We start from the raw sequence: 20892 nt of genomic DNA, 5'->3' as shown, positions 1-20892 counted from the left end.
GATCTCGTTGGTGCCGATGCCGTCCGCGCTCAGCAGCACGATCAGCGCCCGCCACGCATGCTTCTGGGCGGCGTTGCGGTCCCTGGCCACCGCCTCAAGGCGGTGGCGATCAGACGGCGTGATGGTGATCGAAACCCCGGTGCGCATGCGCCAGACTCGCATACGCGCCGACCGAGGGGAATCCCAAGCAGGACTCTTCCGTCAGGCAGAGACCACTAGGGAGCGTTCTTGTCGTTCGCGGGCAGACAGAGATCGCCACAGTCATCACCTTTCTTTCGGCGACGGGGAAGGTCGTTGATCCCTGGAATGATGTGGTCGACTGGGCTCGTAGTCTGGCCGTTTCGTTGGTGAAATATGATCTGATCGTTAAAGGGTATGCGCGACTTGGCTTGGCGCAGGACGCATTGGACCATCCATGAGTGGCAGGCATCATCCGCCATGCCGCGGCCGGCCCTTCGGGGGCACTGCTTGATCTGACGCAGCGCCGAGCAGTCACCCCTGTAGCAAGATTGGCAATTCGTTGCCGATCGTCAGCATTTCAAACCGCAGAGGTGGCCCATGAAAACCACGATCAAACACACTCCGGAGTCGTGCCGGTCGGACGCGCCGACTTTCACGATCGAGACCGTTGAAGACTACGAACTCGCAAAGCGGCGCATCAAAACGCTCTCGGTGCAGGACGGGAGCAGTTACCGCGAGTCAGTAGCGCTCAAAAACGCGATCGGCGTATGGGAAAGGGAGCACCCTGACGTGATCAAGGAACCGCGGCGATGAAGAGCGCTGCCTAATAGCGCTGCGGGTGCCGCTAACCAAGGATCTGCTCAGGCTACTTGATTCCCGGACAGCATCGTCGGGGGCCGCCAGGGGCCGCGGTCGGCGCTCGGCCTCCGTCGACCGTTAACCGGCATCGACAGCCAGACTTCCTGACTGGACTTTTGCAAGAGTCAAAATGTGGCCAACTCCGGTCGCCGGACATTGATCGGCTAATGTCTCACTTGGGTCGACTCCGGAAATAGCGATGACGCGCCGCCTATGTCTCGGTGGGAATCGGACATCCGGCATGCGATGGAATCGGCCAAGATCAAAATCTGACCGAGGCAATCAATGTCCCTAAGCTCTCGTCTGGTCGGTATTCGGATGCCCGCGGTCGCTCTGCGTTCAACAACGGGGCGAAAGGTCGATCTGGCGTCACTGCCTGGAGGACGCACGGTGATCTATTGTTACCCTCGGACGAGTGAACCGGGGACGCCTGCGCCTACTGGCTGGGATGTCATTCCCGGCGCTCGAGGCTGTACCCCGCAGGCCTGCGCATTTCGTGACCATCATGACGATATGGCTCGCGCTGGAGCGACCGTGTTCGGTCTCAGCACCCAAGCAACCTCCTATCAGCAAGAGATGGCGACACGTCTGCACCTACCATTTGAAGTGCTGAGCGATGAGGACTTCCAGTTGACGGATGCGCTGTCGCTTCCAACTTTCGTCGCGGACGGAATGCGCCTCATTGAGCGGTTGACCTTGGTCGTCAAGGACGGAGCGATCGAACACGTCTTGCATCCGGTAACCAGGCCCGAAAAGAGTGCGGAAGACACGCTTGAATGGCTGTCAGAGCATCAGGTTTAGTTTCGCTTTGGGGCGGGAACCGAAGTCAGGCGAGACCCTTGGCAACGTCTGCTTCCGGGTCTTGCATGGGGCCGCTTGTTGCGCGATCGGGAACAGTCCAACGGCAAAGGCCAGGAGCAGGAAGCCACGTCGCTCCGGCTGCAGGGCCACCCGAACCTAAACCCCCAGCAGTTCGTCATAGGGAATGATCCGCAGCATCTGCTTCACCCGCATGGCGTCGAAGCGGAGTTCCTTCGGCGGGTTGTATTGGGAGACGACGATCGTCTTTGCGCCGCGTAAGACCCGCGTCTTGATAGAGGCTGGGCCGGGCTCGCCATCCCCAGCGGAACAAATCTCCGCAGCAACCCGTCGGCGATCTCCGGGCAATGTCGGTCCTCATCGGCAGGCATCGTCTGGCCCGCCTGCGGCGGCCTTCGGCATTGCGCACGCTGTTCGGGCTTCCCTGGCACGGCGCGCTCGGCCACTGCCTCTGCTTCGCGCCGCCGCTGCTGAAGTGCCGCCAGTTCCTCGGATGAGATAATCCCGTTGTTGTCGACGTCGACTGACTTGAGAAACGGAGCCACCAGGCTCCTCAGCTGTGCCAGATCCAATGGTCCCTTGGCACGTCCCGCAAAGGTGAGGACGTCGCGAACCTGCCCGGGCGGGCCCAAAGCCAGAATCTCGGAGGAGATTTTGTACAGCGGCACGGCCGACGCTTCGGCCCAGGAGATACGGCCGTCGCGATCGGCGTCGGCCTCTCCTAGCATTTTGAGGTCCTGCTCGATCCTGTCCGCCAGACTGGGGGTGACGTCCTGGGTCCGCACATCGTACCCGTGCCTTGCACGGAACTCCGCCTCGGTGACAAAGCCGTCGCCATCGATATCCGAGGTCATGACAGAGTATGCGTTCGACGCCTTCAATCCCGCGATCGTGAGCGCCTCATGCATTTTCGCATCGGCCTCGTCCAAGCGGCCATCGCCATTGGCATCAAGCTGCCGAAACACTTCCCGAATGGCCACGCCGGATATATCCAACGTGATACCCGGCTGAACGATCAAGCGCGTGATCACGGGGGGCGGGAGATCGGGGCGAATGTCCTCGGCTTGGGAGTGGAGCGGGAGCAATAGCCCGAGTGCGATGCCGATCAATCCCACGCGCATGTTGACGCTTCCCCGGCTATCGCGAACCAAGCTTGAAGGTGACAGGAGCAGCTTCGAGCCGATCGTTCCAATGAGCGGCTCAGACGCAGCCTCCCAGCCCTAAACTCCCAGCAGCTCGTCATAGGGAATGATCCGCAGCATCTGCTTCACCCGCATGGCGTCGAAGCGGAGTTCCTTCGGCGGGTTGTACTGGGAGACGACGATCGTCTTGGCGCCGCGCGAGACCAGGGTCTTCACGTAGACCGGGCCGGGCTCGCCATCCTCGTCGGAATAGAGCTCGAGCAAAACCTCGTCGCCGATCTCGGGGCGGCGGCCGTCCTCGTCGGCATAGATCTTCTTTCCCGCGCGGTAGAGCGGGTACATGCTGTTGGTGATCAGGTTGACCGCGAAGGCGCGCTTGCGCCCGGCCAGCGCCGGCGGCCGCGTCGTGCGCTCCAGCACATCGCCGTTCAGCCGGAAATCGCCGTCCTCCTCGCTGCCGCCGACCGCCGTGCCCATCACGGGCAGGTCGCGCGCGCCGCCGAGCGGCTTCAAAAGCTCCGGCTGGCCGGCGATCGCGGCATTGGGCTCGGGCTCGTCATCGCCCGCCATCAGGGCGCCGTCCAGGATCAGGTGCTTCAGCCCGACGGCGGCGAGCACGCTGGTCAGATGCTTTGAACGCCTTGTCTGGCCGTCCTCGATCTTCTTGATCGCGACCTGGGAGACGCCGATGCGCCGCGCCAGCTCGGCCTGGGACCAGCCAAGCGAATTGCGGGCATCCTTGATGAGCGGGCCGAGTTCCATAGGGCAATCAATAACTTAGGATATCGAGAACGTCTCGATAACTTTTGTGATTGACTAATCATAACTTAAGTTATAAATATGAGGCATGAACCCAACCGCTCACCCACCCTCAACCCTCACAGCCACTCAAGTGGCGCCAGCGACGCCAGTCGCGCCAGTCGCGCCAGTCGCGCCAGCCACGCCAGTGCCGCCAGCGACGCCCGTCGTCTCCATCACGCCAGTCGCTCTCGTCACGCCGCGCGATCTCCTGCGTCGTGAGATCGACCGGGCCGGTTCCGAAGCCAGGCTCGCGGCTGCCGTCGGCTGTTCGCAGGTGGCGATCAACAAGGCCAAGCGCGCCGCTTCAGTCTCGCCCTGGATGGCGCTTCGGCTCGAGGCCGCGACCGGCGTTTCGCGCCAGCATTGGCGGCCCGATCTCTGGCCGGCCGACGGCGTGCCCTCTACGCCGCCGGAGCCCGCGGCGCCCTGCACCCGTGCGCAGCCTGGCCGCATCGCCCGGTTTCGCCCGCCATGCGAGGCGCAACTGGCTTTCCCGCTGGACAGGGGGCACCGATGACCGCTCTCCCGATCAAGGGCTATGCCAGGGAGTATGGCAACGCCGAAGAGATGCTGGCAGCCTATCGCGCCAGGCAGGCCCTGCCGTGGAAACAGGCGGCCAAGCCGGAGGAGCCGGCGCCGGTCGTGGTGGCCGCACGGCCGGAGCGCGAAACCCGCGCCAAGCCCACGACAGGCGCCTGCGAGGCCGTCACCAGCGAGGCGGGTAAGTCGCAGGACGAGGCCCGGCCCGGCGCCGTGCCCTGGGCCGTGGTGCGCAAGCAATACCGTCTGCACCATGCCAGCACGCCGCTGCGCGGGAAGATGCAGGCCGGCGCGATCATCGCGGCCGTCGCTGCCGAGACCGGCATCGCCATCGATGCGCTCAAAGGCGAGCAGCGCGTCGCCCGCATTGCCGGGGCGCGACAGCTCGCGATCTGGCGGGTGGCTGATGAGACCGAATTGTCGCTCTCCGAGATCGGGCGGCTGTTCCACCGCGACCACACCACCATTCTTCACGCCATTCGCGTCACCAATCAGCGCCGCGGCGCCGATGTGCGGGGCTATGGCGGCGTTCCCGTTGCCCGGACCGAGGGCAAGAAACCTGGGAACCGGGCGCCAGAGTGCGGAGGCAGGCGATGAGCCGGGCCTGGATGCCGCTCTATGTCGCCGATTATCTCGCCGATACCGGCCATCTCAGCGCGGCCGAGCATGGCGGCTATCTCCTGCTGATCATGCATTACTGGCAAAATAGCGGGCTCCCCACCGAGGACCGCCGGCTTGCCCGCATCGCCCGGATGTCGCCGGCGGAATGGAGCGCGAGCCGTGACACGCTGGCCGATCTCTTCGCCGAGGGCTGGGTCCATAAGCGCATCGATGCCGAGCTGCAGGCCGCCGCCGATGTCAGCGGGAAGGCACGGGCCAAGGCCGTCAAGCGCTGGCAGGTCCATGCTGGGGCAGATGCCGGGGCAGATGCTCAGGCATGTGCTGGGGCAGATGCTGCAGCAGATGCCGGAGCACTGCCGGGGCATATGCCGGAGGCATGCCAATCACAATCACAATCACATAAACAATCACCCCCAGCCCCCAGGGGGACTGGGCGCGCCAGGGCGCTTCCTGAGCACCGGGAGATCGAGGCTGCGCTCGGCGCCGTGCTCTCGAAGGAGCAGGCTCAGGCCGTCATCGCCCATCGCCGGACGCTGAAGAAGCCACTGACGCTGCATGCCGCCAGGCTGCTGGCGAGCCAGCTCGCTTTGGYCGCCGAGCCGGACCGCGCCGCCGACCTGATGATCCTGCGCGGCTGGCAGGGTTTTGCGCCGGAATGGGGCGTCAATGCCGGGCTCGCGCTTGCAGCCCAGCCGGGCCAGTCCGGGAGCGATGCCGGGGCCGGCGTCCGGATCTCGCCGATCGACGATCCCGAGGCCTGGGATGCCTGGCGGCAGGCGAGGGGCGGCAGGCCGCTTCCGACCGACAGGACCGGCTGCTGGACCGTGCCCAGCCGGCTTCCCCCGACCACCCCGCAAGCAAGCGAGCCAACAGCATGACCGAGACACAAAACCCGCCGGCGGGCGTCGCCGCACGGGCCGCACCAAGCCCCCAAACCCCAGCAGAGCAAACCCCAGCAGAGAAAGACGAGACGATGGCACGCGCAGGACGCAAACCCCGCACGGATGTCGGCCGCTACCGCAATGGCCGGATCAGGAATGCCGAGCGGGGCGAGCGCCCCGAGAAGATCATGGCGGTGGCGCTGGCGCAGCCGCACCGCAAGGGAAATGCCTCGCCGATGGCCGGCTATGCCTTTGGCCGGATGTTTCTGGGCGGGATGATCGACCGGCGCCAGTTCGAGGCGGCCGAGACGGTGACGCGCCGTTTCGTGCGCTATCACCGCCACATCACCGACAGCCTCCCCAAGCTGCCGAGCATGGTCGCCGAGCTGGTCGCGGGCACGACAGGCGAGGGGCCTGAGCTCGACGTCGAGACGGTCGCCAAGATCCGCTCGGAGTATCGCGAGCTGCAGGATGCGCTTGCCGATTCCGGCCTGCACCATGACGGCAACGCCATCCTGATGCGGGTTTGCGTGCTCGACCGCGACATCACCGACCACGCGACCATGGGCATTTTCCGCTGCGCGCTGAATGTGATCGCGCATCGGCTGCGCTTGAGCTGATGCCGTAATTTGTGATGGCGATAGCGCCCGGACCAGCGATGGCCGGGCGCTTCTTCGTTTCAGGTACAACGAGGATGCTGCCGCCCCTCGCAGACGCGTCCCGCTGGCGTCTGCTTCAGCCCACAACCATCCCCGACAGGTTCACGGGGCAAGCCGGCATCGCGTCGGCCTTGCCGCTTCCGTTCACGCTGCAATCCGCAGCTTCAGCCCGAGCGCCTTCATCACGCCCATCAGGGTAGAAAGGCGAGGGTCTCCCTTCTCGCTGAGCGCGCGATAGAGAGCTTCGCGCGTCACGCCCGCATCCTTCGCCACCTGGGTCATGCCGCGCGCCCTCGCGACCTCGCCAAGAGCCTTGGCAAGAAACGCCGGGTCATCCTCATCGAGGGCGGCCTCGATATAGGCGAGCTGCTGCTCAGGGGTTTTGAGATGCTCCTGGATGTCGAAGCGGGTCGTTTCGAGGGGCATGTCTCAGGCCTCCTGTGCCATGCGCTTTGCCTTGGCGATATCCGCCGATTGGCTGCTCTTGTCGCCGCCGCACAGCAGGACAACGATCGTCCTGCCCTGCTGGATGAAATAGACCCGATACCCCGGCCCATAGCTGATCCGCATTTCGCTGACGCCTTCGCCGACCGGCTTGACGTCGCCAAAATTGCCGTCCTCCATCCGTTGGATGCGCGTCGCAATTCGCAGCTGAGCGTTGGTGTCGCGCAAGGCCCCGAGCCAGCTGGAGAAGATCCTGGTCTGGCGGACTTCGAACATTCGTAACTTATAAGTTACGGCGCGATGAGCGTCAACGGATCGGGAAACAAGGGCTGCAGTCCCGCCGCGAGCGAGGCGAGCGAGCCGACAGGATCATGGCGGTGGCGAGCTGCGCCCGGACCAGCGATGGCCGGGCGCTTTCGCGGTTCAGCCCCGGATCATCCAGGCGAGGTCGAGCGCGTCGGAGCGCACCGAGGCGGCCGCCACCGTGGGGTTTTCCTTGCAGACGGCGCATTGGAGCGAAACGCGTTCCATCGCCAGGGCGTGAAGGGTGTTGACCTCCTCCCCATCGGCCCCCGTCTCGATCTCCTGCACGGCTTCCGGGCTCAGGCCGAACTCCAGGGCAAGGTCGTCCTGGCTCAACCCGCAGGCCTGGCGAAGAGCGGCGAACTCGGCACGGGTCATCGGGCAACCTCGCTTGGGGCGGCAGATTCCGGGCAGCGCTGCAGCCGGGGAGGCGACCGCCCGGCTGAAGGAGCATACGAAAAAACCGGCGACCGGTCAGGCGATCAAACGTGCCTTGCGTCCTGTTTCGACGAAGACGCTCTAAACTATCGGAGTCGAGCAGGTTTTCTGCGTTCGGACGATCTCGCCCGAACGCAGCCTGAGCTAGGCCTTGTCGACAAAGCTGCCGTCCTGACGATGCATGGATTTGCCTGGGAGCGCGATTTCGCCACGGAAAACGGTCGCGACCCTGCCCGTCAGCCACACGCCGCTTCCAGCCTTCCAGGAAACACCCACGCTTCCACCATCACAGATGACCTCGACTTCCTCGTCGACAAGCCCACGGCGGATGGCCGCCACGGCCGCGCCGCACGAGCAAGATCCTGATCCCGCCGGCACGCCTCCGCCTCGCTCCCAAATGCGCAGCCTTATGCGCTTGCGGTCCAGCACTTGAACGAAATGGACGTTGGTTTTTTCAGGAAACAGAGGATGGTGTTCGATCTGCGGCCCTGCCGACCAAGGGTCGATCGCCGAGAGATCATCAACGAAAAACGTGCAGTGCGGATTGCCCATGCTGCAAGCGGCAGGCTCGCCATCGAGCGGCAATCGCAATGTGTCGCAAGGCTCGGCGAGGGGAATGTCGCGCCAATCGAGCCGAGGTGCGCCCATATCGACGCTAATAGGCCCGTCCTGTGTCGACAGGCAGCGCAACACGCCTCGCTCGGTGCGCAAGGTCGTTTCCTGGCTCGCGGCCTCCTTCATCATCAGGTGAGCGACGCCGCGCGTTGCACTGCCACACGCACCCAAGGTCGTGCCGTCTGGATTCCAGAAGATGAGACGAGCGGCGGCATCGTCGCAGGGAAGCACCACCGCCAGTTGGTTGAAGCCGACGCCGCGGTTCCGGTCGCCAAGGAATCTCGCGACATCGGCATCAACCGGATTGGGGCTCGTGCGTGCATCGACGACGACAAAGTCATCACCGTTGGCATGCATCTTTACGAAGCTGAGAGTCATGCGCTTTCCCAGTCAAATCCGACGGTGCAGCCATGCGCTGCCCAGACCCCGGCATTGAACGTGGGCTGCCTGCCCAAGGCAATAACGGCGCGTCTTGACGCACGGCTGACATGTCGATTCAACGCGTCGTCCTGGCGGAAGCCTTGGGCGAGCGGATCGGTCTGGCGGAGGATGCATGGGCGCTGGTCGCGCCTTTGCTGCCGGCTGAGCGCGGGCGTGGCTGCCGACCCGCACAAGATAACGGCCGGCGACGAGGCCCAGGACGTTGGACCGGCGCGGGTGATTTGCGCCCGCGCCAGGAATGACCGGCGCTTCGGCGTTCCGGTCTCGCAACCGTGCGACCCTGACTGAAGTCTCACATGCACGATGCGCCGGTCTTCCCTCGCCGATCTCGGCTTTCAATGCTCCGTCGCGGGTGAGCGCGACAAATGGGTGCAGTCCAGCCCGCGTTATCTCCTGGCCAACAACGTCCCCGGAGTTCCCGAGGCAACGATCACAAGGCTGAAGCAGCGCTGAGCGGCGCGGCGCTCCCCTCCATGGTCGGGGCCCGAGAACCTCCGCCTCACGGCACCGCGATCAGGTGGATGAGGCCAAGCGAGGTCGCCGCGAGCGCCAGCAGCGAGAGGATGACGGCGGCTGCGACGCGGGGGCCGGCCCGGGCGACGGAGCGGATGTCGACGCCGAGCCCGAGCGCCGCCATCGAGACAATGGTCAGCAGGTTCGCGATGGTCGCGAGTGGCGCAAGCAGGACCGCCGGAATCAGCCCGGCCGAGCGCAGCGCCGCCAGCACCAGGAAGCCGAGGATGAACCAGGGCACGATATGATGCGGCGCGATCCTGTGCGGGGCAGGGCGATCGCCAGCCGTCACATGCGGCGCCGGCGCGTCCGTTTCCGCGCGCAGCCGGCCTGACAGCAGCGAGAGCACGAGGATGACGGGGCCGAGCATCAGCACGCGCACCAGCTTGACCAGGGTCCCGATCTGGATCGCCGCCTGGCCGGCTGGCGCCGTCGCCGCGATGACCTGGGGCACGGCATAGACCGTCAGGCCCGACAGGATTCCGAACTGGTGGACGCTGAGGCCGAGCGCCGGGATCAGGAGCGGCAGGCACAGCACGACCGCGACCCCGAGCACCGCGGTAAACGCGATCGAGGCGGCGACGTCCTCGCCATCGGCGCCGATGACCGGCGCGGTGGCCGCGATGGCTGAATTTCCGCAGATCGAATTGCCGCAGGCGACGAGGATGGCCATGCGCTGCGGCAGTCCGAGCAGGCGGCCGATGCCGTAGCTCAGCCCGATCGCGACGAAGACCACGGCGGCGATGCCAAGCAGAAGCGGTGCGCCGGCGGTGGCGATCGTGGCGGCGCTGAGCGACGCCCCGAGCAGCACGACCGCGACCTCCAGCAGCGTCTTCGCGCAGAACGAGATGCCGGCGCGCCAGCTTCTGGCGGGGCTCCAGAGCGACCGGACCAGGGTTCCCAAGAGAATGGCCAGCACGAGCGCCTCGAGCCAGGCGCGCTGGAAGAAGGCGGTCTCCAGATGCTCGACGGCGAGAGCAGCCCCCGACACGGCCAGGCAGAGCAGAAGGCCAGGTCCAAGGCGCTTCAGGCTGCCGGGGATCCGGCCGGCCGAGCTCGTTTGATTGTGGCTTTGCAGCGTCATGGCGGCACCTGGCAGTTCGATGCGCCGTGCCTGGGCTCTTTCATTAAAGCAATCCAACATGTTGTTTGTCTTGTTTCGATCGATCCGATCGATCATTCTTGCCGGGGGCTCCTTTCGGGCCGCGCAGGCCATCCGCGCGCTTCTCGGAGACGAGCCCGCCGCAATAGCGCGCGCAGCCGCAGGGATGACGAGGCCAGCGAACCAGGGCGCCGGTTGAAAGCCGCTGCGGCCTATGCTCTGACCGGCGCAGGAGGAAGGGTTTCATGCTTCGCCATGCCGCAATCATCGTCTCGCTCGCACTTGCCGGGTGCCAGGCCGCGAGCGACGCTTCGCCGGGGCCGCAGCGCACCGCTGTCCGGCCGGGCGCCGGCAATGCGACGCTCGAGGCGCTGGCGAACAGGGACGCCGCCGCCTGCATCCGCGAATCCAACAAGGCGGCGGCGAAACCGGTCAGTGGGGCGAGGGGCGCCGGCGCAGACCAGGCGACCGCCCGCCGGAGCGACGCCATGAAGGCGGTCTATGACGACTGCATGGCCAGGCGCGGCTACGCCACGCCGCCGGCGTGAGTGGAGACGCCCGGCAGCGCTCCGTTGGCTCAGGCCGAAAGTGATACACAAAAATCGCATACAGGGGCTTTACATGCGTTTTTTGTGCATGCTATGCCTTTATTCAAGGTGGTGATTTGCGCCCGGGCCAGGGATGGCCGGGCGCTTTTGCGTTTCAGACCGCGCGCATTCTCTGCCGGTCCGCCAGGTCTTTGCGAGCCTCCGGCGCAACGTGCTCACATTAAGTATCTGAACTGGGAGCTGTTGACCCACACCCCGATTATGCCATGATTCCTCCAAGGGAAGCTTGGGGGATTACGGTGGCTGAGCAAGAAGTCCCCGCGATGAGCAAGCAAGAATTTGCTGTCGCCTATCCGGGGGCTAAGCGTACAGGCCAACATTCCATTGATGTTCGCGCCCTTGCGCCCGCATTGCTCGCTGAATGATGCTGAAGCAGATTGCGTCAGATATCGCCCGTTCCGTATGGGCCTTTGCCTGGGTCGTCATCATTATCCCAATATACGTGATCTTTGGGTTGCTCTGCTCGTTTGTCGATGCGGTGGCGGAGTGGCGGAAGGGCAACTTCGCATCAGCTGTGAGACACGCAACCCTGAAATCCTGGCATTTCTGGGTGGTCGTTATCTACCTCGTTTTCTATGTGTGACGCCTGTTCGAAGGCGTGAACATCGGTCCTCAATCGTCCGTGATTGATCTCGCGGCACCAAGTCGTTCAGCGCATGGCTTGCCCATCTCCCACCCCGCGCCCCAAGCGGGGTTTTTCATGTCCGGACCCGCAGCGATGGCGCGCTCCTGCCTGTTCACGCAAAATCTCGCGGATCTGATCTGCGAGCGCATCGCCGATGGCCAGAGCCTGCGCGCGATCTGCGCGGAAGCCGGCATGCCCACGACCGGCACGGTGTTTCGCTGGTTGGAGGAGAACGAGGGGTTTCGCGGGCAATATGCCAGGGCGCGCGAGTTCCGGGCCGATACGCTGTTCGACGAGATCCTGGAGATTTCCGACGCGCCCGCCGAGGGTGAGGCGGGCAGGCCGACAAGGCTGCGCCTGAGACCGCCCGGGGCGCCGACCAGCGCAAGCTGCAGATCGAAACCCGCAAATGGATGGCCGCAAGGCTCCAGCCGCAGAAATACAGCGACAAGCCGCCGCCGACTGCGCCCACCGCGGAGGGTGCCCGCATCGAGGCCATTCGCCGTGTCATCGTTGATCCCACTGGAGATTCCGACAGCTAGGGTCTTTGCCCCGCTGCTGGAGCCGGCCCGCTACAAGGGCGCCCATGGCGGGCGCGGCTCCGGCAAATCGCATTTCTTCGCCGGGCTCCTGGTCGAGGACAGCCTGCGCGAGCGCGGGCTGCTTTCTGTCTGCATCCGCGAGGTCCAGAAGACACTGAAACAGAGCGCCAAGCGCCTGATCGAGACAAAGCTCGCGGAATTCGGGCTAGGCCAGGCGGAAGGGTTCAAGATCTTTCGCGATACGATCCAGACGCCGGGCGACGGAGCCATCATCTTCCAGGGCATGCAGGACCACACGGCGGAATCGATCAAGTCGCTGGAAGGGTTCAAGCGCGCCTGGATCGAGGAGGCGCAGACGATCTCGGCCCGCTCGCTCAGCCTGCTGCGCCCGACCTTGCGCGCGGAAGGCTCCGAGATCTGGTGCGGCTGGAACCCGCGCCGGAGGCAGGACCCGATCGACCAGATGCTGCGCGGCCCGGCCCTGCCGACCGGCGCCGTCGTCGTCCAGGCCAATTGGAGGCACAACCCATGGTTTCCGAGCGTGCTTGAACGGGAGCGGCAGGACTGCCTGCGCGACAATGCCGAGCACTACGACCATATCTGGGAAGGCGGCTATGCCAGCATCTCGGTCGGCGCCTATTACGCGACGCAGCTCGCCGAGATGCGGCGGCAGGGCAGGGTGGGCGCGGTCGGCCCCGACCCGCTGATGACGATCCGCGCGATCTGGGACATTGGCGGCACCGGCGCCAAGGCCGATGCCTGCGCCATCTGGATCATGCAATTCGTCGGCCGCGAAATCCGCGTGCTGAACTATTACGAGGCGCAAGGACAGCCGCTCGCCAGCCATGTCGCCTGGCTGCGCGCGAACGGCTACGGCAGCGCGCTCTGCATCCTGCCCCATGACGGGGCGAGCAATGACAAGGTCTATGACGTCTCCTACGAAAGCGCGCTCAGGGAAGCCGGCTTCGAGGTCACGGTCGTGCCGAACCAGGGCAAGGGCGCGGCGATGCAGCGCATCGAGGCGGCACGGCGCCTGTTCCCGGTGATCTGGATCAACGAGGCGACGACGACGGCCGGGCTCGAGGCGCTTGGCGCCTATCACGCCCGCAAGCACGAGGCGCGCGATATCGATCTCGGCCCCGAACATGACTGGGCCTCGCACGCGGCCGACGCTTTTGGGCTCGCCTGCGTCGTCTACGAGGAGCCGCGGATGGCGAAACGCGAGCGCAAGCTCAGGCTCGCCGGCAAGCCCGGCGGATGGATGGCAGCATGAGCATGACCAGCGGCAAGGCCGGGATCGGCCGGGACAGTGATCAGCAAGACGGCGACGCGATGGCCATCGACGACAGGGGCGCCGGGATGACGGCTGCCGACGACAAGGCCAAGATCGTGCGCGACGCGCTGAAGGTCTATGACGACTGGATGGAGCGCGAGCGGGCCAATATCGAGGCCGGCTATGACGATCTCGAATTCCGCGCCGGCAACCAGTGGCCTGAAGAGATCGAGGCCGCGCGCATCGAGGAAGGCCGTCCGGTCCAGACCATCAACCAGATCCCGCAATATGTCCGCCAGGTCACCGGCGACATGCGGCAGATGCGGCCGGCGATCAAGGTCATCCCCGTCGACGACCATGGCGACGAGGAGAAGGCCGAGGCGCTGGCGGGCGTGATCCGCTATATCGAGAACCGCTCCGATGCGCCGGGCGTGTATTTTCAGGGCGCCGACAGCCAGGTCACCTGCGGCATCGGCGCCTGGCGCGTGAAGACAGAATATGCCGGCGAGAGCACCTTCAACCAGGAAATCCGCATCGCGCCGATCGAGGATGCGCTCGGCGTGATGTTCGATATCGACGCCGTGCTGCCGACGCGCGAGGACGCGGTGAAATGCCTCGTGCCCTTCGACATGTCGCGCGAAAAGTTCAAGGCGCTTTATCCCGACGCCACGGTCACCGATTTCGCGCCTTCAGGGGCGGCGGGCGCGACGCGCGGCGACTGGATCGCGGCTGATACGATCCGCGTCGGCGAATACTGGTGCAAGACGCCGGTCAGGAAGACGCTGGCGCTGCTGGACGACGGCGCGATCGAGGATGTCTCGGGGGACAAGGCCCGCGCCGAGGCCTTGAAGGCGAGTGGCATCCGCGTCGAGAAGCGCGAGTCCTACAGGCTCCATCGCTCGCTCGTCACCGCCCATGAGGTGGTCGAGGGGCCGGAGCTCTGGCCGGGCTCGCATATCCCGATCGTCCCGGTGATCGGCGAGGAGGTCGGCATCGGCCGGCGCATCATGCGCCATGGCGTGGTGCGCTTCGCCAAGGACCCGCAGCGCAGCTACAATTATTTGTCATCGGCGCAGACCGAGGTGACGGCGCTGCAGCCAAAAGCGCCCTTCATCGGCACCGAGAAGAATTTTGAGCAGTACCAGGATGTCTGGGAGACGGCGAACCGCCGCAACCACGCCTATCTGCCCTATACGCCCGATGGCGCCAATGGCAGCATTCCGCCGCAGCGCGTGCAGCCGGCGGTGTCGTCGCAGGGCATTGCCGAGGGCATCGAGCGGGCGGCGCGCGACATGCAGTCGGTCATCGGCATCTACAATTCTTCGCTCGGCCAGCGCTCCAACGAGACCAGCGGCAGGGCGATCCTGGCACGCCAGCGCGAGGGCGACACGGGCACTTACGTCTATATCGACAACTGGGCCCGCGCGATCCGCCATACCGGCAAGATCCTGGTCGACCTGATCCCAAAAATCTACGACACGGCCCGGGTGCTGCGGATCATCGGCGAGGACGGCAGGACGCAGGAGATCAGGATCAACCAGCTCGGCGGCGTCGCCGCCGACGGCATGACGCCGCGGCTTTCGAATGACGTCACGACCGGCGCCTATGATGTCGCGCTGCAGATGGGGCCGAGCTATGCGACCAAGCGCGAGGAAGTCCGCGACGGCATGACGGCCTTCATCCAGGCGGCGCCGCAGACCGCGCCGCTGATCCTCGACCTCGTCGCCAAAGCCCAGGACTGGCATCTGGCCGACGAGATCGGCGAGCGCCTGGAAACCGTGCTGCCGCCCGAGATCCGCGCGCTGAAGGCGCAAAAGGCGGGCAGGCCGCTGCCGCAAGCGATGCAGCCGCCGCCGCCCGATCCCGCGCAACAGGCGGCGCGGCAGATGGAGCTGGCGACGCGCGAGGCGGAGCTGGTGGCCAAGCAGGCGGAGGCCCGCCGCAAGCAGGCCGAAGCCGGCAAGGCCGAGCTGGCGCTGGAGGCTGCGCAGGTTGCGCAGATGCTGGGGCGGGGGGCGGGGGAGCAGGTGGCTGAGCCGCAGGCCGACCCGGCGCTCGCCGGCATGGCGCAGGCGATTGTCGAGCTTCAGGGCGTGGTCGGGGAGATCGTGCAGGCGCTGCAGGGGGCGCCGCCGGGTGAGGTGTCGGCGAGTACGCCGATGGGTTCTGGCGAGCCTATTGGGCTGGAGCCTGAACTGATGGCGGGCCTGATGCCGATCAACCAGCCGCCGCCCGCCGGGGCGGCGCCTTTAATGGCGGAACCACAGGGCCAGCTCCCGCAATTCTAGCCGCTTCGGGCGGGCCATTCGCAGGGTGCGGATGTGGCGGCGTTGACCGCGAAGCTCCCGATCGGGCGGCATTTCGGAGGCGAGGCGCCCGACGCGACGAGTGTCCCAGTTGGGAGTTCGTGGAGCGCCTCGCGGTGTTGCGATCGTCACCTCTAGACATTGAGAGCTGCCATGAACCTGCCGTTCGCATTGGACTGGGTTCCTTCTTGACAGTCCACAAGCGGCCAAGTTGCTCCGCGGACGAGATCGCGAGAGCCGGACGCCGCCCATTTCAAGCGTAGTGCGAACGCTCCAGGTCGCAAATTTGCGAGCTCAAGCACTTACCGTCTGCCCAACCTTCACCTAAGGTGTTCGTGGATTCGACACAGCACTGTCTTGACGCGACCCGGCGCGCAGAACTGTGACGGACACGCAAACGACCGTGGGGGAGCGGACGAATCTCTCATGGGTTCGAAGCGAGTGATCAATTAAGGCAGCTATGGCTCGTAGTGATCTTCTTATTAATCTCGTTCGCGCTGGCGCGGTCGGCGATCGTGAGGCGGTGCGCTCCACGGCCGAGGCGTTGGTCGCAGATGAGCGGGCTAAGAAGCACTATATTGTTGCCGATCGTCTACAGCGGGCCCTTTCGGCTGTACCGGTCACGCCGCCCGCGTTGACCGCCAGTTCGCAGCACCTTAACCCCGTCAATGGTCGCGAAGCCATTCTAGAGGTCACAGCTCGGCTGCGGCTCGATGATCTGTTGCTCCCGCTTCCCGCTCGGCAGAGCGGTGGTCAGCTTATCGAGGAGCACCAGCGCGCCGATGTTCTGCGTGCCAATGGCTTTGAGCCCCGCCACCGTGTCTTGCTTTCCGGACCACCTGGTAACGGCAAGACCTCGTTTGCAGAGGCCATTGCCGAAGGACTTGGTCTGCCATTCTACGTCGTGCGCTATGATGCGTTGATCGGCAGCTATTTGGGTGAAACCAATGCTCGGTTGCGCAAGCTCTTCGACTATGTACGTACGACGCCGAGCATCTTGTTCTTCGACGAGTTCGATGCGATTGGCAAGGAGCGCGGTGACACCCACGAAACGGGCGAGATCAAACGGGTGGTATCCTTCCTGCTGATGCAGTTGGATCAATTGCCTAGCTACGTTGTAGTTATCGCGGCCACCAATCATGGCGAGTTGCTGGACCGTGCGGTGTGGCGCCGCTTCCAGATGCGCTTGGCTATACCGGCGCCGCACCTAAAGGAAGTGACGGTTTTCCTTGATCGCATCTTGTCCGATTGGCCGAATACGCCGAAGATGACTCCGGCGAGAATCGCCGCCAGGTTGGGCAAGGTCAGCTATGCTGAGGCGCTCGATTTCTGTCAGAACGTAAGACGACGCCAGATTTTGGGGTTGGGGGAGATGGCTATTGATGACGCGTTGCGAGCCGAACTTGACTTGTGGGTTTCGCGAGTAACGCCAGAGGTCATCAATGCCGAGCGATCCGACGAAGCCACTCCTGAGGCTGACGCCGCAACCTGATCAACCGCGTCTACTTGGACGGCCCGCATACGTCCCACCTCCTGACTCATTTCCGCGCGATCGCCAGACGGGGACTTTCGGTCCCAAATTTACCCGATTGGCGGAGGTTCTTGCGCGCGGTGCCAATGCGCTTGAGCTGCGCGCCGATCCGTCCGGACTTGCGCCTGAACGATTGCTCGTCTTCGAAGTTCGAGGCTCGATCGGCGCGTTCGCCAACGCCGTACAAAATGTCGCCGGGCTCGAACTTGTCGATGAGGAAGAGCTCGAGACCGACGAAGGCGACCAGCAGCCCTATGCTTATCTGCTCGTTCCGGACATCGTCGCGCTACGCAATCTCGAGTCCCTCTGGCGCCGTTGGCAGAATGGCCAGTTAGTCCGAGGCGAAACACCTTGGGCGAATGTATTCGATCTGCTGAGGGACTTACGGCCTTGGGGGCCGCTTGATCGCGTCAGTAGCATCGATGCAAGTTTTCTCGCTGTTGTAATCGATGGCCGTGACGATGAGGAGTTGGTTAGGCTCGAGGTTGAGTTGGTCTACCGCGAGCGGGAGGCCGTAGCGAATGAGCAGGAGGCGAATGTCCGGGCGGCTATTATCGGTCGCGGAGGAGCGGTCGTCACTCGCGCCCGCATCGGCGACATCGGCTATCATGCACTATTGGCGGACATTCCGGTGCGAGCGGTCCGGGAGATCTTGGACCGACGTTCCGAGGGCATTGCCGGCCTCGAGCCGGTCTTACACATTCGACCCCAAAGCGCACCGACCACGATCGAAATCGCCGATGTGGCTGAGGAACGCGAAGCCGCCGCAGCGAGACGCCCGCTGGGAGACCCGATCCTCGCGCTGCTCGACGGGGTCCCGGTCGCGGCCCACCGCTTACTCGCAGACCATATGGATCTCGACGATCCCTTTGGCCTCGAGCCTGAGGCGCTAGTAACCAGTCGCTCTCACGGCACGGCGATGGCGTCGCTGATCGTGCATGGCGATCGCAACCAGGCGGAAGCAGCGCTTCCGCGTCGCATCCACGTTGTACCGGTGATGGGCAACAATGACGAATTTCCAAGCGATCGGCTGATTGTCGATCTCATCTATCTGGCGGTCGTTCGATTGCGCGAGCAGCGCCCAAACGTAATCATTGTGAACCTGTCGCTGGGCAATCGGTTTCGGCCCTTCCACGGGCAATTGTCGCCGTGGGCTCGCCTTCTCGACCGTCTGGCGGGCCGCTTCGGCTTGCTATTTATCGTCAGCGCCGGCAATGCGACCACTGACTTCGGTGTGCCCGCTTATGCAACCGGGTTCGACTATGAAGTCGCAGACGGGAACCACCGCGCAACGTCGATGATCGGTGCGCTCCACGCGCTCATCGGCGAACGCCGGATATTCTCTCCAGGCGAGACTGTGAACGGGTTAACGATCGGCGCGTCCAATCGGGATGCCGTACCGCCTGCTGAGCGCGCTCTCGCCCGAGCACTTATCGACCCCTATCCTTTGCATGAGGCGGCGAATCCATCGAGTACACTTGGGCCTGGTTTTGCCCGATCAGTGAAGCCCGATATCTTGATGCCGGGCGCGCGCGAGCATATGCAGATCGTCCGCAACCACGCTCATATCGAAGTGCGTCCTGGGCGGGCGTCACGCGGCGCGGGCCTTAAGGTCGCGGCGCCTCCCGCGGGGGGACGGGAGAACCTCGACGGTTATACTAACGGCACTAGCGCGGCGGCTGCCCTAGCGTCGCGCACCTGCCATCAGATTCACGACGCGCTCGAGGCGAGTTACGGCGATGCATTCCTTTTGCTTCCGCCTATCGAGCGAGCGGTCTTGCTGAAGGCCTTGCTCGTTCACCCTGCACGCTGGCCTCGCAACGTCGCTGACCTCATCAAGGCGACGGTGGGGCCATGGGGCCGCGGCCAGGCCAGCAAGCAGAAGGATAATATCCGCCGTTTCATTGGCTTCGGCTGCGTCGATGCCACGGATGCGGTGGCCTGCGCGGCGGATCGCGCCACTTTCTTCGTAACCGGCAGCCTGCGGAACGATCGAAACGTCACGATCGAGGTACCCGTGCCTATCGCCATGGGTGGCAAAGCGCGCCCGCACAGTCTATCGGCAACTCTCGCCTGGTTCACGCCGGTCGCGCCCGGTCGCAAGAGCTATCGCACGTGTCGCCTGAAAATTCTGAAACCCGCGTCAATCGGCGAGCTTGGAGTGAGCAGCCACAGTTGGCAGCCAGACGAAAACCAGACGAACCGGGGAACAATCTTCTCTCGATGCTGGGATGGGAGCGATGCCCCTGTCGTCGCTGCTGATATGACCATTCCGTTGATCGTACAGCGCGATCCGGACCAAGGCACCCCGATTGACGAGCCCGTGATCTTCGGCTTGGCCGTCACACTGGCCATGCCCGGCGAGGTAGCATTGTACGATGAAGTCTATGCGCGCGTGAGGCCGCCGATCCGCGCTGCCGCGCGGCCTTGAGTTCGGCGCCATCAGGATGCTGTCGCGGTAGACGCCGTCGCGCTTCCAGTCGCGCCGGCGCCGCCCTTCAATCTGGAAGTCGAGCCCTCGTAGAGGGCACACGCCGTTGCGTTGTCGTCGAGAAACCAGGTTGTGAGCCGATGGCCGGCATGATGCCGATGGACCAACCCTGCCTTCGGGCGCGCCCCGGACACTGGCTGGTGATAGACATCGAACGCCGTGGCGTCCCTGGTGGGGACGGGCTTCGGACAGGCAGCGGTATGAGCCACGCAAAAGGGAATGTGCGCGACAATTCGGGCGCCGTGATACGGCCACCGATCGCCTGGGCGATCGCGGTGCTCGTCGGTTTCGGGCTCGACTGGCTCTCTCCGCTTCCGTTCCTGGCGCCGGAGATGCCGGCGGGCGCGCTCGGCGGCATCCTGTTCCTCGCGGGCCTCGCCCTGCTGATCTGGGCGGCGACGATTTTTCGCCGCGCAGGTACGCAAATCCAGACCACCCAGCCGACGACGACGATCGTCGAGGAGGGGCCGTACCGTTTCACGCGCAATCCGATCTATCTTGGCATGGGGCTCGGCCTCATCGGCCTCGCCGTCGCCGTGAACAGCCTGTGGCTCTTCGTCCTGCTGGTGCCGTTCTATCTCGTCATCCGCTACGGCGTGGTCGCCCGCGAGGAGGCCTATCTCGATCGCAAATTCGGGGACGTCTATCGCGCCTACAAGGTCCGCGTCAGGCGCTGGCTGTAGCGAGGCACGGCGCTGAGAAGGGCCCTCTCAGGGGCCCTTGCTCGTTTCGCTCCGGCACCGATTGCCTCAGGCCGCCTGGGCGTGTCCGGGCACGACCACAGCCGACAGCGCGATGCCGATGGCTTCCGGGTCGTCCTTCAGTGCACCATCGGCCAGCGAGACGACGCCGACGAGGCGCTTGTCGCGGTTGACCACCGGCAGGCGCCGCACCTGGAGCTCGCCCATGTTCTGCGCGACATCGTCCATGTTCTCGTCGTCGAAGCAGTATTTCACGTCGCGTGTCATGATCTCGCGCACGAGCGTGTCATGGCCGCGCCCCTCGGCGACGGCGCGGATGACGATGTCGCGGTCGGTGATCATGCCGACCAGATGGTCGTTGTCACCGACAGGCATGAAACCGATATCTTCGGCCGCCATGCGTCGGGCGACCTGCTGCAAGGTCTCGTCCGGCCGGGCGATCTGGGCGCCCCTGGTCATCACATCCGATACGATCATGGTCTGAACCTCCATTCCTTCGGGATAGCGCCTAAAGCCTCGGGCAGGCCGTTCGGCTGATCCTGATTGCGGGCGATCGATGCGGCGGGACCGAGGACATGACGGGTTGCGAAGACGATCCGCTTTGCGCATGTCCTGCCCCGGCGGCACTCCCCAGCCAACGAAGAACGCGGGCGAGTGTTCCCGATGGCGCCTCGGAA

21 protein-coding genes and 1 pseudogene are annotated in these 20892 nt (G+C 64.8%); 13 read left to right on the top strand and 9 right to left on the bottom strand.

What is annotated here, in order from left to right; genetic code table 11:
- A pseudogene (locus AC1DW9_RS32525) lies at nucleotides 1–147 on the bottom strand (IS630 family transposase); the annotation flags it as partial.
- A 411-nt stretch (nucleotides 148–558) separates the two neighbouring features.
- Between AC1DW9_RS32525 and AC1DW9_RS32520 the strand changes: the two are divergent.
- A complete protein-coding gene (locus AC1DW9_RS32520) occupies nucleotides 559–774 on the top strand; it encodes a hypothetical protein (RefSeq protein WP_476768987.1) in 216 nt (71 codons plus the stop codon).
- A 330-nt stretch (nucleotides 775–1104) separates the two neighbouring features.
- Nucleotides 1105–1620, top strand: coding sequence for a peroxiredoxin (locus AC1DW9_RS32515; RefSeq protein WP_476777062.1), 516 nt, complete (start codon nucleotides 1105–1107; stop codon nucleotides 1618–1620).
- Nucleotides 1621–1823: 203 nt separating this feature from the next.
- Here AC1DW9_RS32515 and AC1DW9_RS32510 read toward each other — a convergent pair whose 3' ends face one another.
- Together AC1DW9_RS32510 and AC1DW9_RS32505 are read right to left on the bottom strand one after the other, a co-directional pair.
- Nucleotides 1824–2759, bottom strand: coding sequence for an EF-hand domain-containing protein (locus AC1DW9_RS32510; RefSeq protein ID WP_476777061.1), 936 nt, complete (start codon nucleotides 2757–2759; stop codon nucleotides 1824–1826).
- Between the two features lie 99 nt (nucleotides 2760–2858).
- Nucleotides 2859–3542, bottom strand: coding sequence for a helix-turn-helix domain-containing protein (locus AC1DW9_RS32505; protein WP_441492821.1), 684 nt, complete (start codon nucleotides 3540–3542; stop codon nucleotides 2859–2861).
- 184 nt (nucleotides 3543–3726) lie between these two features.
- Here AC1DW9_RS32505 and AC1DW9_RS32500 point away from each other — a divergent pair, with 184 nt between their 5' ends.
- The 4 genes from AC1DW9_RS32500 (at nucleotide 3727) to AC1DW9_RS32485 (ending at nucleotide 6243) form a co-directional block, all read left to right on the top strand.
- Nucleotides 3727–4098, top strand: coding sequence for a hypothetical protein (locus tag AC1DW9_RS32500; RefSeq protein ID WP_476777060.1), 372 nt, complete (start codon nucleotides 3727–3729; stop codon nucleotides 4096–4098).
- Entirely contained in the window at nucleotides 4095–4718 is a 624-nt protein-coding gene (locus AC1DW9_RS32495; RefSeq protein ID WP_476777059.1) for a helix-turn-helix domain-containing protein, read from the top strand. The genes AC1DW9_RS32500 and AC1DW9_RS32495 overlap by 4 nt, the downstream gene beginning before the upstream one ends.
- Nucleotides 4715–5620 (top strand): YdaU family protein, encoded by a 906-nt coding sequence (locus AC1DW9_RS32490; protein WP_476855309.1) that lies wholly within the window; start codon nucleotides 4715–4717, stop codon nucleotides 5618–5620. The genes AC1DW9_RS32495 and AC1DW9_RS32490 overlap by 4 nt, the downstream gene beginning before the upstream one ends.
- 95 nt (nucleotides 5621–5715) lie before the next feature.
- Nucleotides 5716–6243, top strand: coding sequence for a hypothetical protein (locus AC1DW9_RS32485; RefSeq protein WP_441492825.1), 528 nt, complete (start codon nucleotides 5716–5718; stop codon nucleotides 6241–6243).
- A gap of 183 nt (nucleotides 6244–6426) precedes the next feature.
- Here AC1DW9_RS32485 and AC1DW9_RS32480 read toward each other — a convergent pair whose 3' ends face one another.
- The 5 genes from AC1DW9_RS32480 to AC1DW9_RS32460 form a co-directional block, all read right to left on the bottom strand.
- Nucleotides 6427–6708 carry an addiction module antidote protein gene (locus AC1DW9_RS32480; RefSeq protein ID WP_476777057.1) on the bottom strand — a complete coding sequence of 94 codons (282 nt, stop codon included), beginning with the start codon at nucleotides 6706–6708 and terminating at the stop codon, nucleotides 6427–6429.
- Between the two features lie 3 nt (nucleotides 6709–6711).
- Nucleotides 6712–7002 carry a type II toxin-antitoxin system RelE/ParE family toxin gene (locus tag AC1DW9_RS32475; protein ID WP_441507610.1) on the bottom strand — a complete coding sequence of 97 codons (291 nt, stop codon included), beginning with the start codon at nucleotides 7000–7002 and terminating at the stop codon, nucleotides 6712–6714.
- A gap of 147 nt (nucleotides 7003–7149) precedes the next feature.
- The gene (locus AC1DW9_RS32470) at nucleotides 7150–7407 is read right to left on the bottom strand and encodes a helix-turn-helix domain-containing protein (protein ID WP_441507609.1); all 258 of its coding nucleotides are present in this window, start codon (nucleotides 7405–7407) and stop codon (nucleotides 7150–7152) included.
- Nucleotides 7408–7611: 204 nt separating this feature from the next.
- On the bottom strand, nucleotides 7612–8460 hold the full coding sequence (gene dapF, locus AC1DW9_RS32465; protein ID WP_476777056.1) for a diaminopimelate epimerase: 849 nt from the start codon (nucleotides 8458–8460) through the stop codon (nucleotides 7612–7614).
- 562 nt (nucleotides 8461–9022) lie between these two features.
- Entirely contained in the window at nucleotides 9023–10120 is a 1098-nt protein-coding gene (locus AC1DW9_RS32460) for a YeiH family protein (protein ID WP_476777055.1), read from the bottom strand.
- Between the two features lie 263 nt (nucleotides 10121–10383).
- Here AC1DW9_RS32460 and AC1DW9_RS32455 point away from each other — a divergent pair, with 263 nt between their 5' ends.
- From AC1DW9_RS32455 to AC1DW9_RS32425, 7 genes are all read left to right on the top strand, one after another.
- Nucleotides 10384–10686 carry a hypothetical protein gene (locus AC1DW9_RS32455; protein WP_476777054.1) on the top strand — a complete coding sequence of 101 codons (303 nt, stop codon included), beginning with the start codon at nucleotides 10384–10386 and terminating at the stop codon, nucleotides 10684–10686.
- A gap of 421 nt (nucleotides 10687–11107) precedes the next feature.
- Nucleotides 11108–11329 (top strand): hypothetical protein, encoded by a 222-nt coding sequence (locus AC1DW9_RS32450; RefSeq protein WP_476777053.1) that lies wholly within the window; start codon nucleotides 11108–11110, stop codon nucleotides 11327–11329.
- 117 nt (nucleotides 11330–11446) lie between these two features.
- A complete protein-coding gene (locus tag AC1DW9_RS32445; protein WP_476777052.1) occupies nucleotides 11447–13186 on the top strand; it encodes a PBSX family phage terminase large subunit in 1740 nt (579 codons plus the stop codon).
- A complete protein-coding gene (locus tag AC1DW9_RS32440; protein WP_476855308.1) occupies nucleotides 13183–15474 on the top strand; it encodes a portal protein in 2292 nt (763 codons plus the stop codon). The genes AC1DW9_RS32445 and AC1DW9_RS32440 overlap by 4 nt, the downstream gene beginning before the upstream one ends.
- 478 nt (nucleotides 15475–15952) lie before the next feature.
- Nucleotides 15953–16984: an AAA family ATPase gene (locus AC1DW9_RS32435; protein WP_441507602.1), complete on the top strand. Its 1032-nt coding sequence runs from the start codon at nucleotides 15953–15955 to the stop codon at nucleotides 16982–16984.
- Between the two features lie 97 nt (nucleotides 16985–17081).
- Nucleotides 17082–19454: a S8 family peptidase gene (locus tag AC1DW9_RS32430; protein WP_476777050.1), complete on the top strand. Its 2373-nt coding sequence runs from the start codon at nucleotides 17082–17084 to the stop codon at nucleotides 19452–19454.
- A gap of 260 nt (nucleotides 19455–19714) precedes the next feature.
- On the top strand, nucleotides 19715–20197 hold the full coding sequence (locus AC1DW9_RS32425) for a methyltransferase family protein (RefSeq protein WP_476777049.1): 483 nt from the start codon (nucleotides 19715–19717) through the stop codon (nucleotides 20195–20197).
- Nucleotides 20198–20263: 66 nt separating this feature from the next.
- On the opposite strand, the gene AC1DW9_RS32420 is transcribed toward AC1DW9_RS32425, so the two are convergent.
- Nucleotides 20264–20692, bottom strand: coding sequence for a CBS domain-containing protein (locus AC1DW9_RS32420; RefSeq protein WP_476777048.1), 429 nt, complete (start codon nucleotides 20690–20692; stop codon nucleotides 20264–20266).
- Nucleotides 20693–20892: the final 200 nt, after the last annotated feature.

This window comes from Allobosea sp. P4_E12 (genome assembly GCF_056401655.1).
The sequence above is the reverse complement of the archived record's forward strand: the minus strand, read 5'-3'. Positions and strand labels throughout refer to the sequence as shown.

Coding starts and splice junctions, on each gene's coding strand:
- AC1DW9_RS32460 (WP_476777055.1), bottom strand. CDS start 10,120: ATGACGCTGCAAAGCCACAATCAAACGAGCTCGGCCGGCCGGATCCCC.
- AC1DW9_RS32495 (WP_476777059.1), top strand. CDS start 4,095: ATGACCGCTCTCCCGATCAAGGGCTATGCCAGGGAGTATGGCAACGCC.
- AC1DW9_RS32435 (WP_441507602.1), top strand. CDS start 15,953: ATGGCTCGTAGTGATCTTCTTATTAATCTCGTTCGCGCTGGCGCGGTC.
- AC1DW9_RS32505 (WP_441492821.1), bottom strand. CDS start 3,542: ATGGAACTCGGCCCGCTCATCAAGGATGCCCGCAATTCGCTTGGCTGG.
- AC1DW9_RS32455 (WP_476777054.1), top strand. CDS start 10,384: ATGCTTCGCCATGCCGCAATCATCGTCTCGCTCGCACTTGCCGGGTGC.
- AC1DW9_RS32425 (WP_476777049.1), top strand. CDS start 19,715: ATGAGCCACGCAAAAGGGAATGTGCGCGACAATTCGGGCGCCGTGATA.
- AC1DW9_RS32485 (WP_441492825.1), top strand. CDS start 5,716: ATGGCACGCGCAGGACGCAAACCCCGCACGGATGTCGGCCGCTACCGC.
- AC1DW9_RS32470 (WP_441507609.1), bottom strand. CDS start 7,407: ATGACCCGTGCCGAGTTCGCCGCTCTTCGCCAGGCCTGCGGGTTGAGC.
- AC1DW9_RS32420 (WP_476777048.1), bottom strand. CDS start 20,692: ATGATCGTATCGGATGTGATGACCAGGGGCGCCCAGATCGCCCGGCCG.
- AC1DW9_RS32445 (WP_476777052.1), top strand. CDS start 11,447: ATGTCCGGACCCGCAGCGATGGCGCGCTCCTGCCTGTTCACGCAAAAT.
- AC1DW9_RS32510 (WP_476777061.1), bottom strand. CDS start 2,759: ATGCGCGTGGGATTGATCGGCATCGCACTCGGGCTATTGCTCCCGCTC.
- AC1DW9_RS32480 (WP_476777057.1), bottom strand. CDS start 6,708: ATGCCCCTCGAAACGACCCGCTTCGACATCCAGGAGCATCTCAAAACC.
- dapF (WP_476777056.1), bottom strand. CDS start 8,460: ATGACTCTCAGCTTCGTAAAGATGCATGCCAACGGTGATGACTTTGTC.
- AC1DW9_RS32450 (WP_476777053.1), top strand. CDS start 11,108: ATGATGCTGAAGCAGATTGCGTCAGATATCGCCCGTTCCGTATGGGCC.
- AC1DW9_RS32440 (WP_476855308.1), top strand. CDS start 13,183: ATGAGCATGACCAGCGGCAAGGCCGGGATCGGCCGGGACAGTGATCAG.
- AC1DW9_RS32475 (WP_441507610.1), bottom strand. CDS start 7,002: ATGTTCGAAGTCCGCCAGACCAGGATCTTCTCCAGCTGGCTCGGGGCC.
- AC1DW9_RS32515 (WP_476777062.1), top strand. CDS start 1,105: ATGTCCCTAAGCTCTCGTCTGGTCGGTATTCGGATGCCCGCGGTCGCT.
- AC1DW9_RS32520 (WP_476768987.1), top strand. CDS start 559: ATGAAAACCACGATCAAACACACTCCGGAGTCGTGCCGGTCGGACGCG.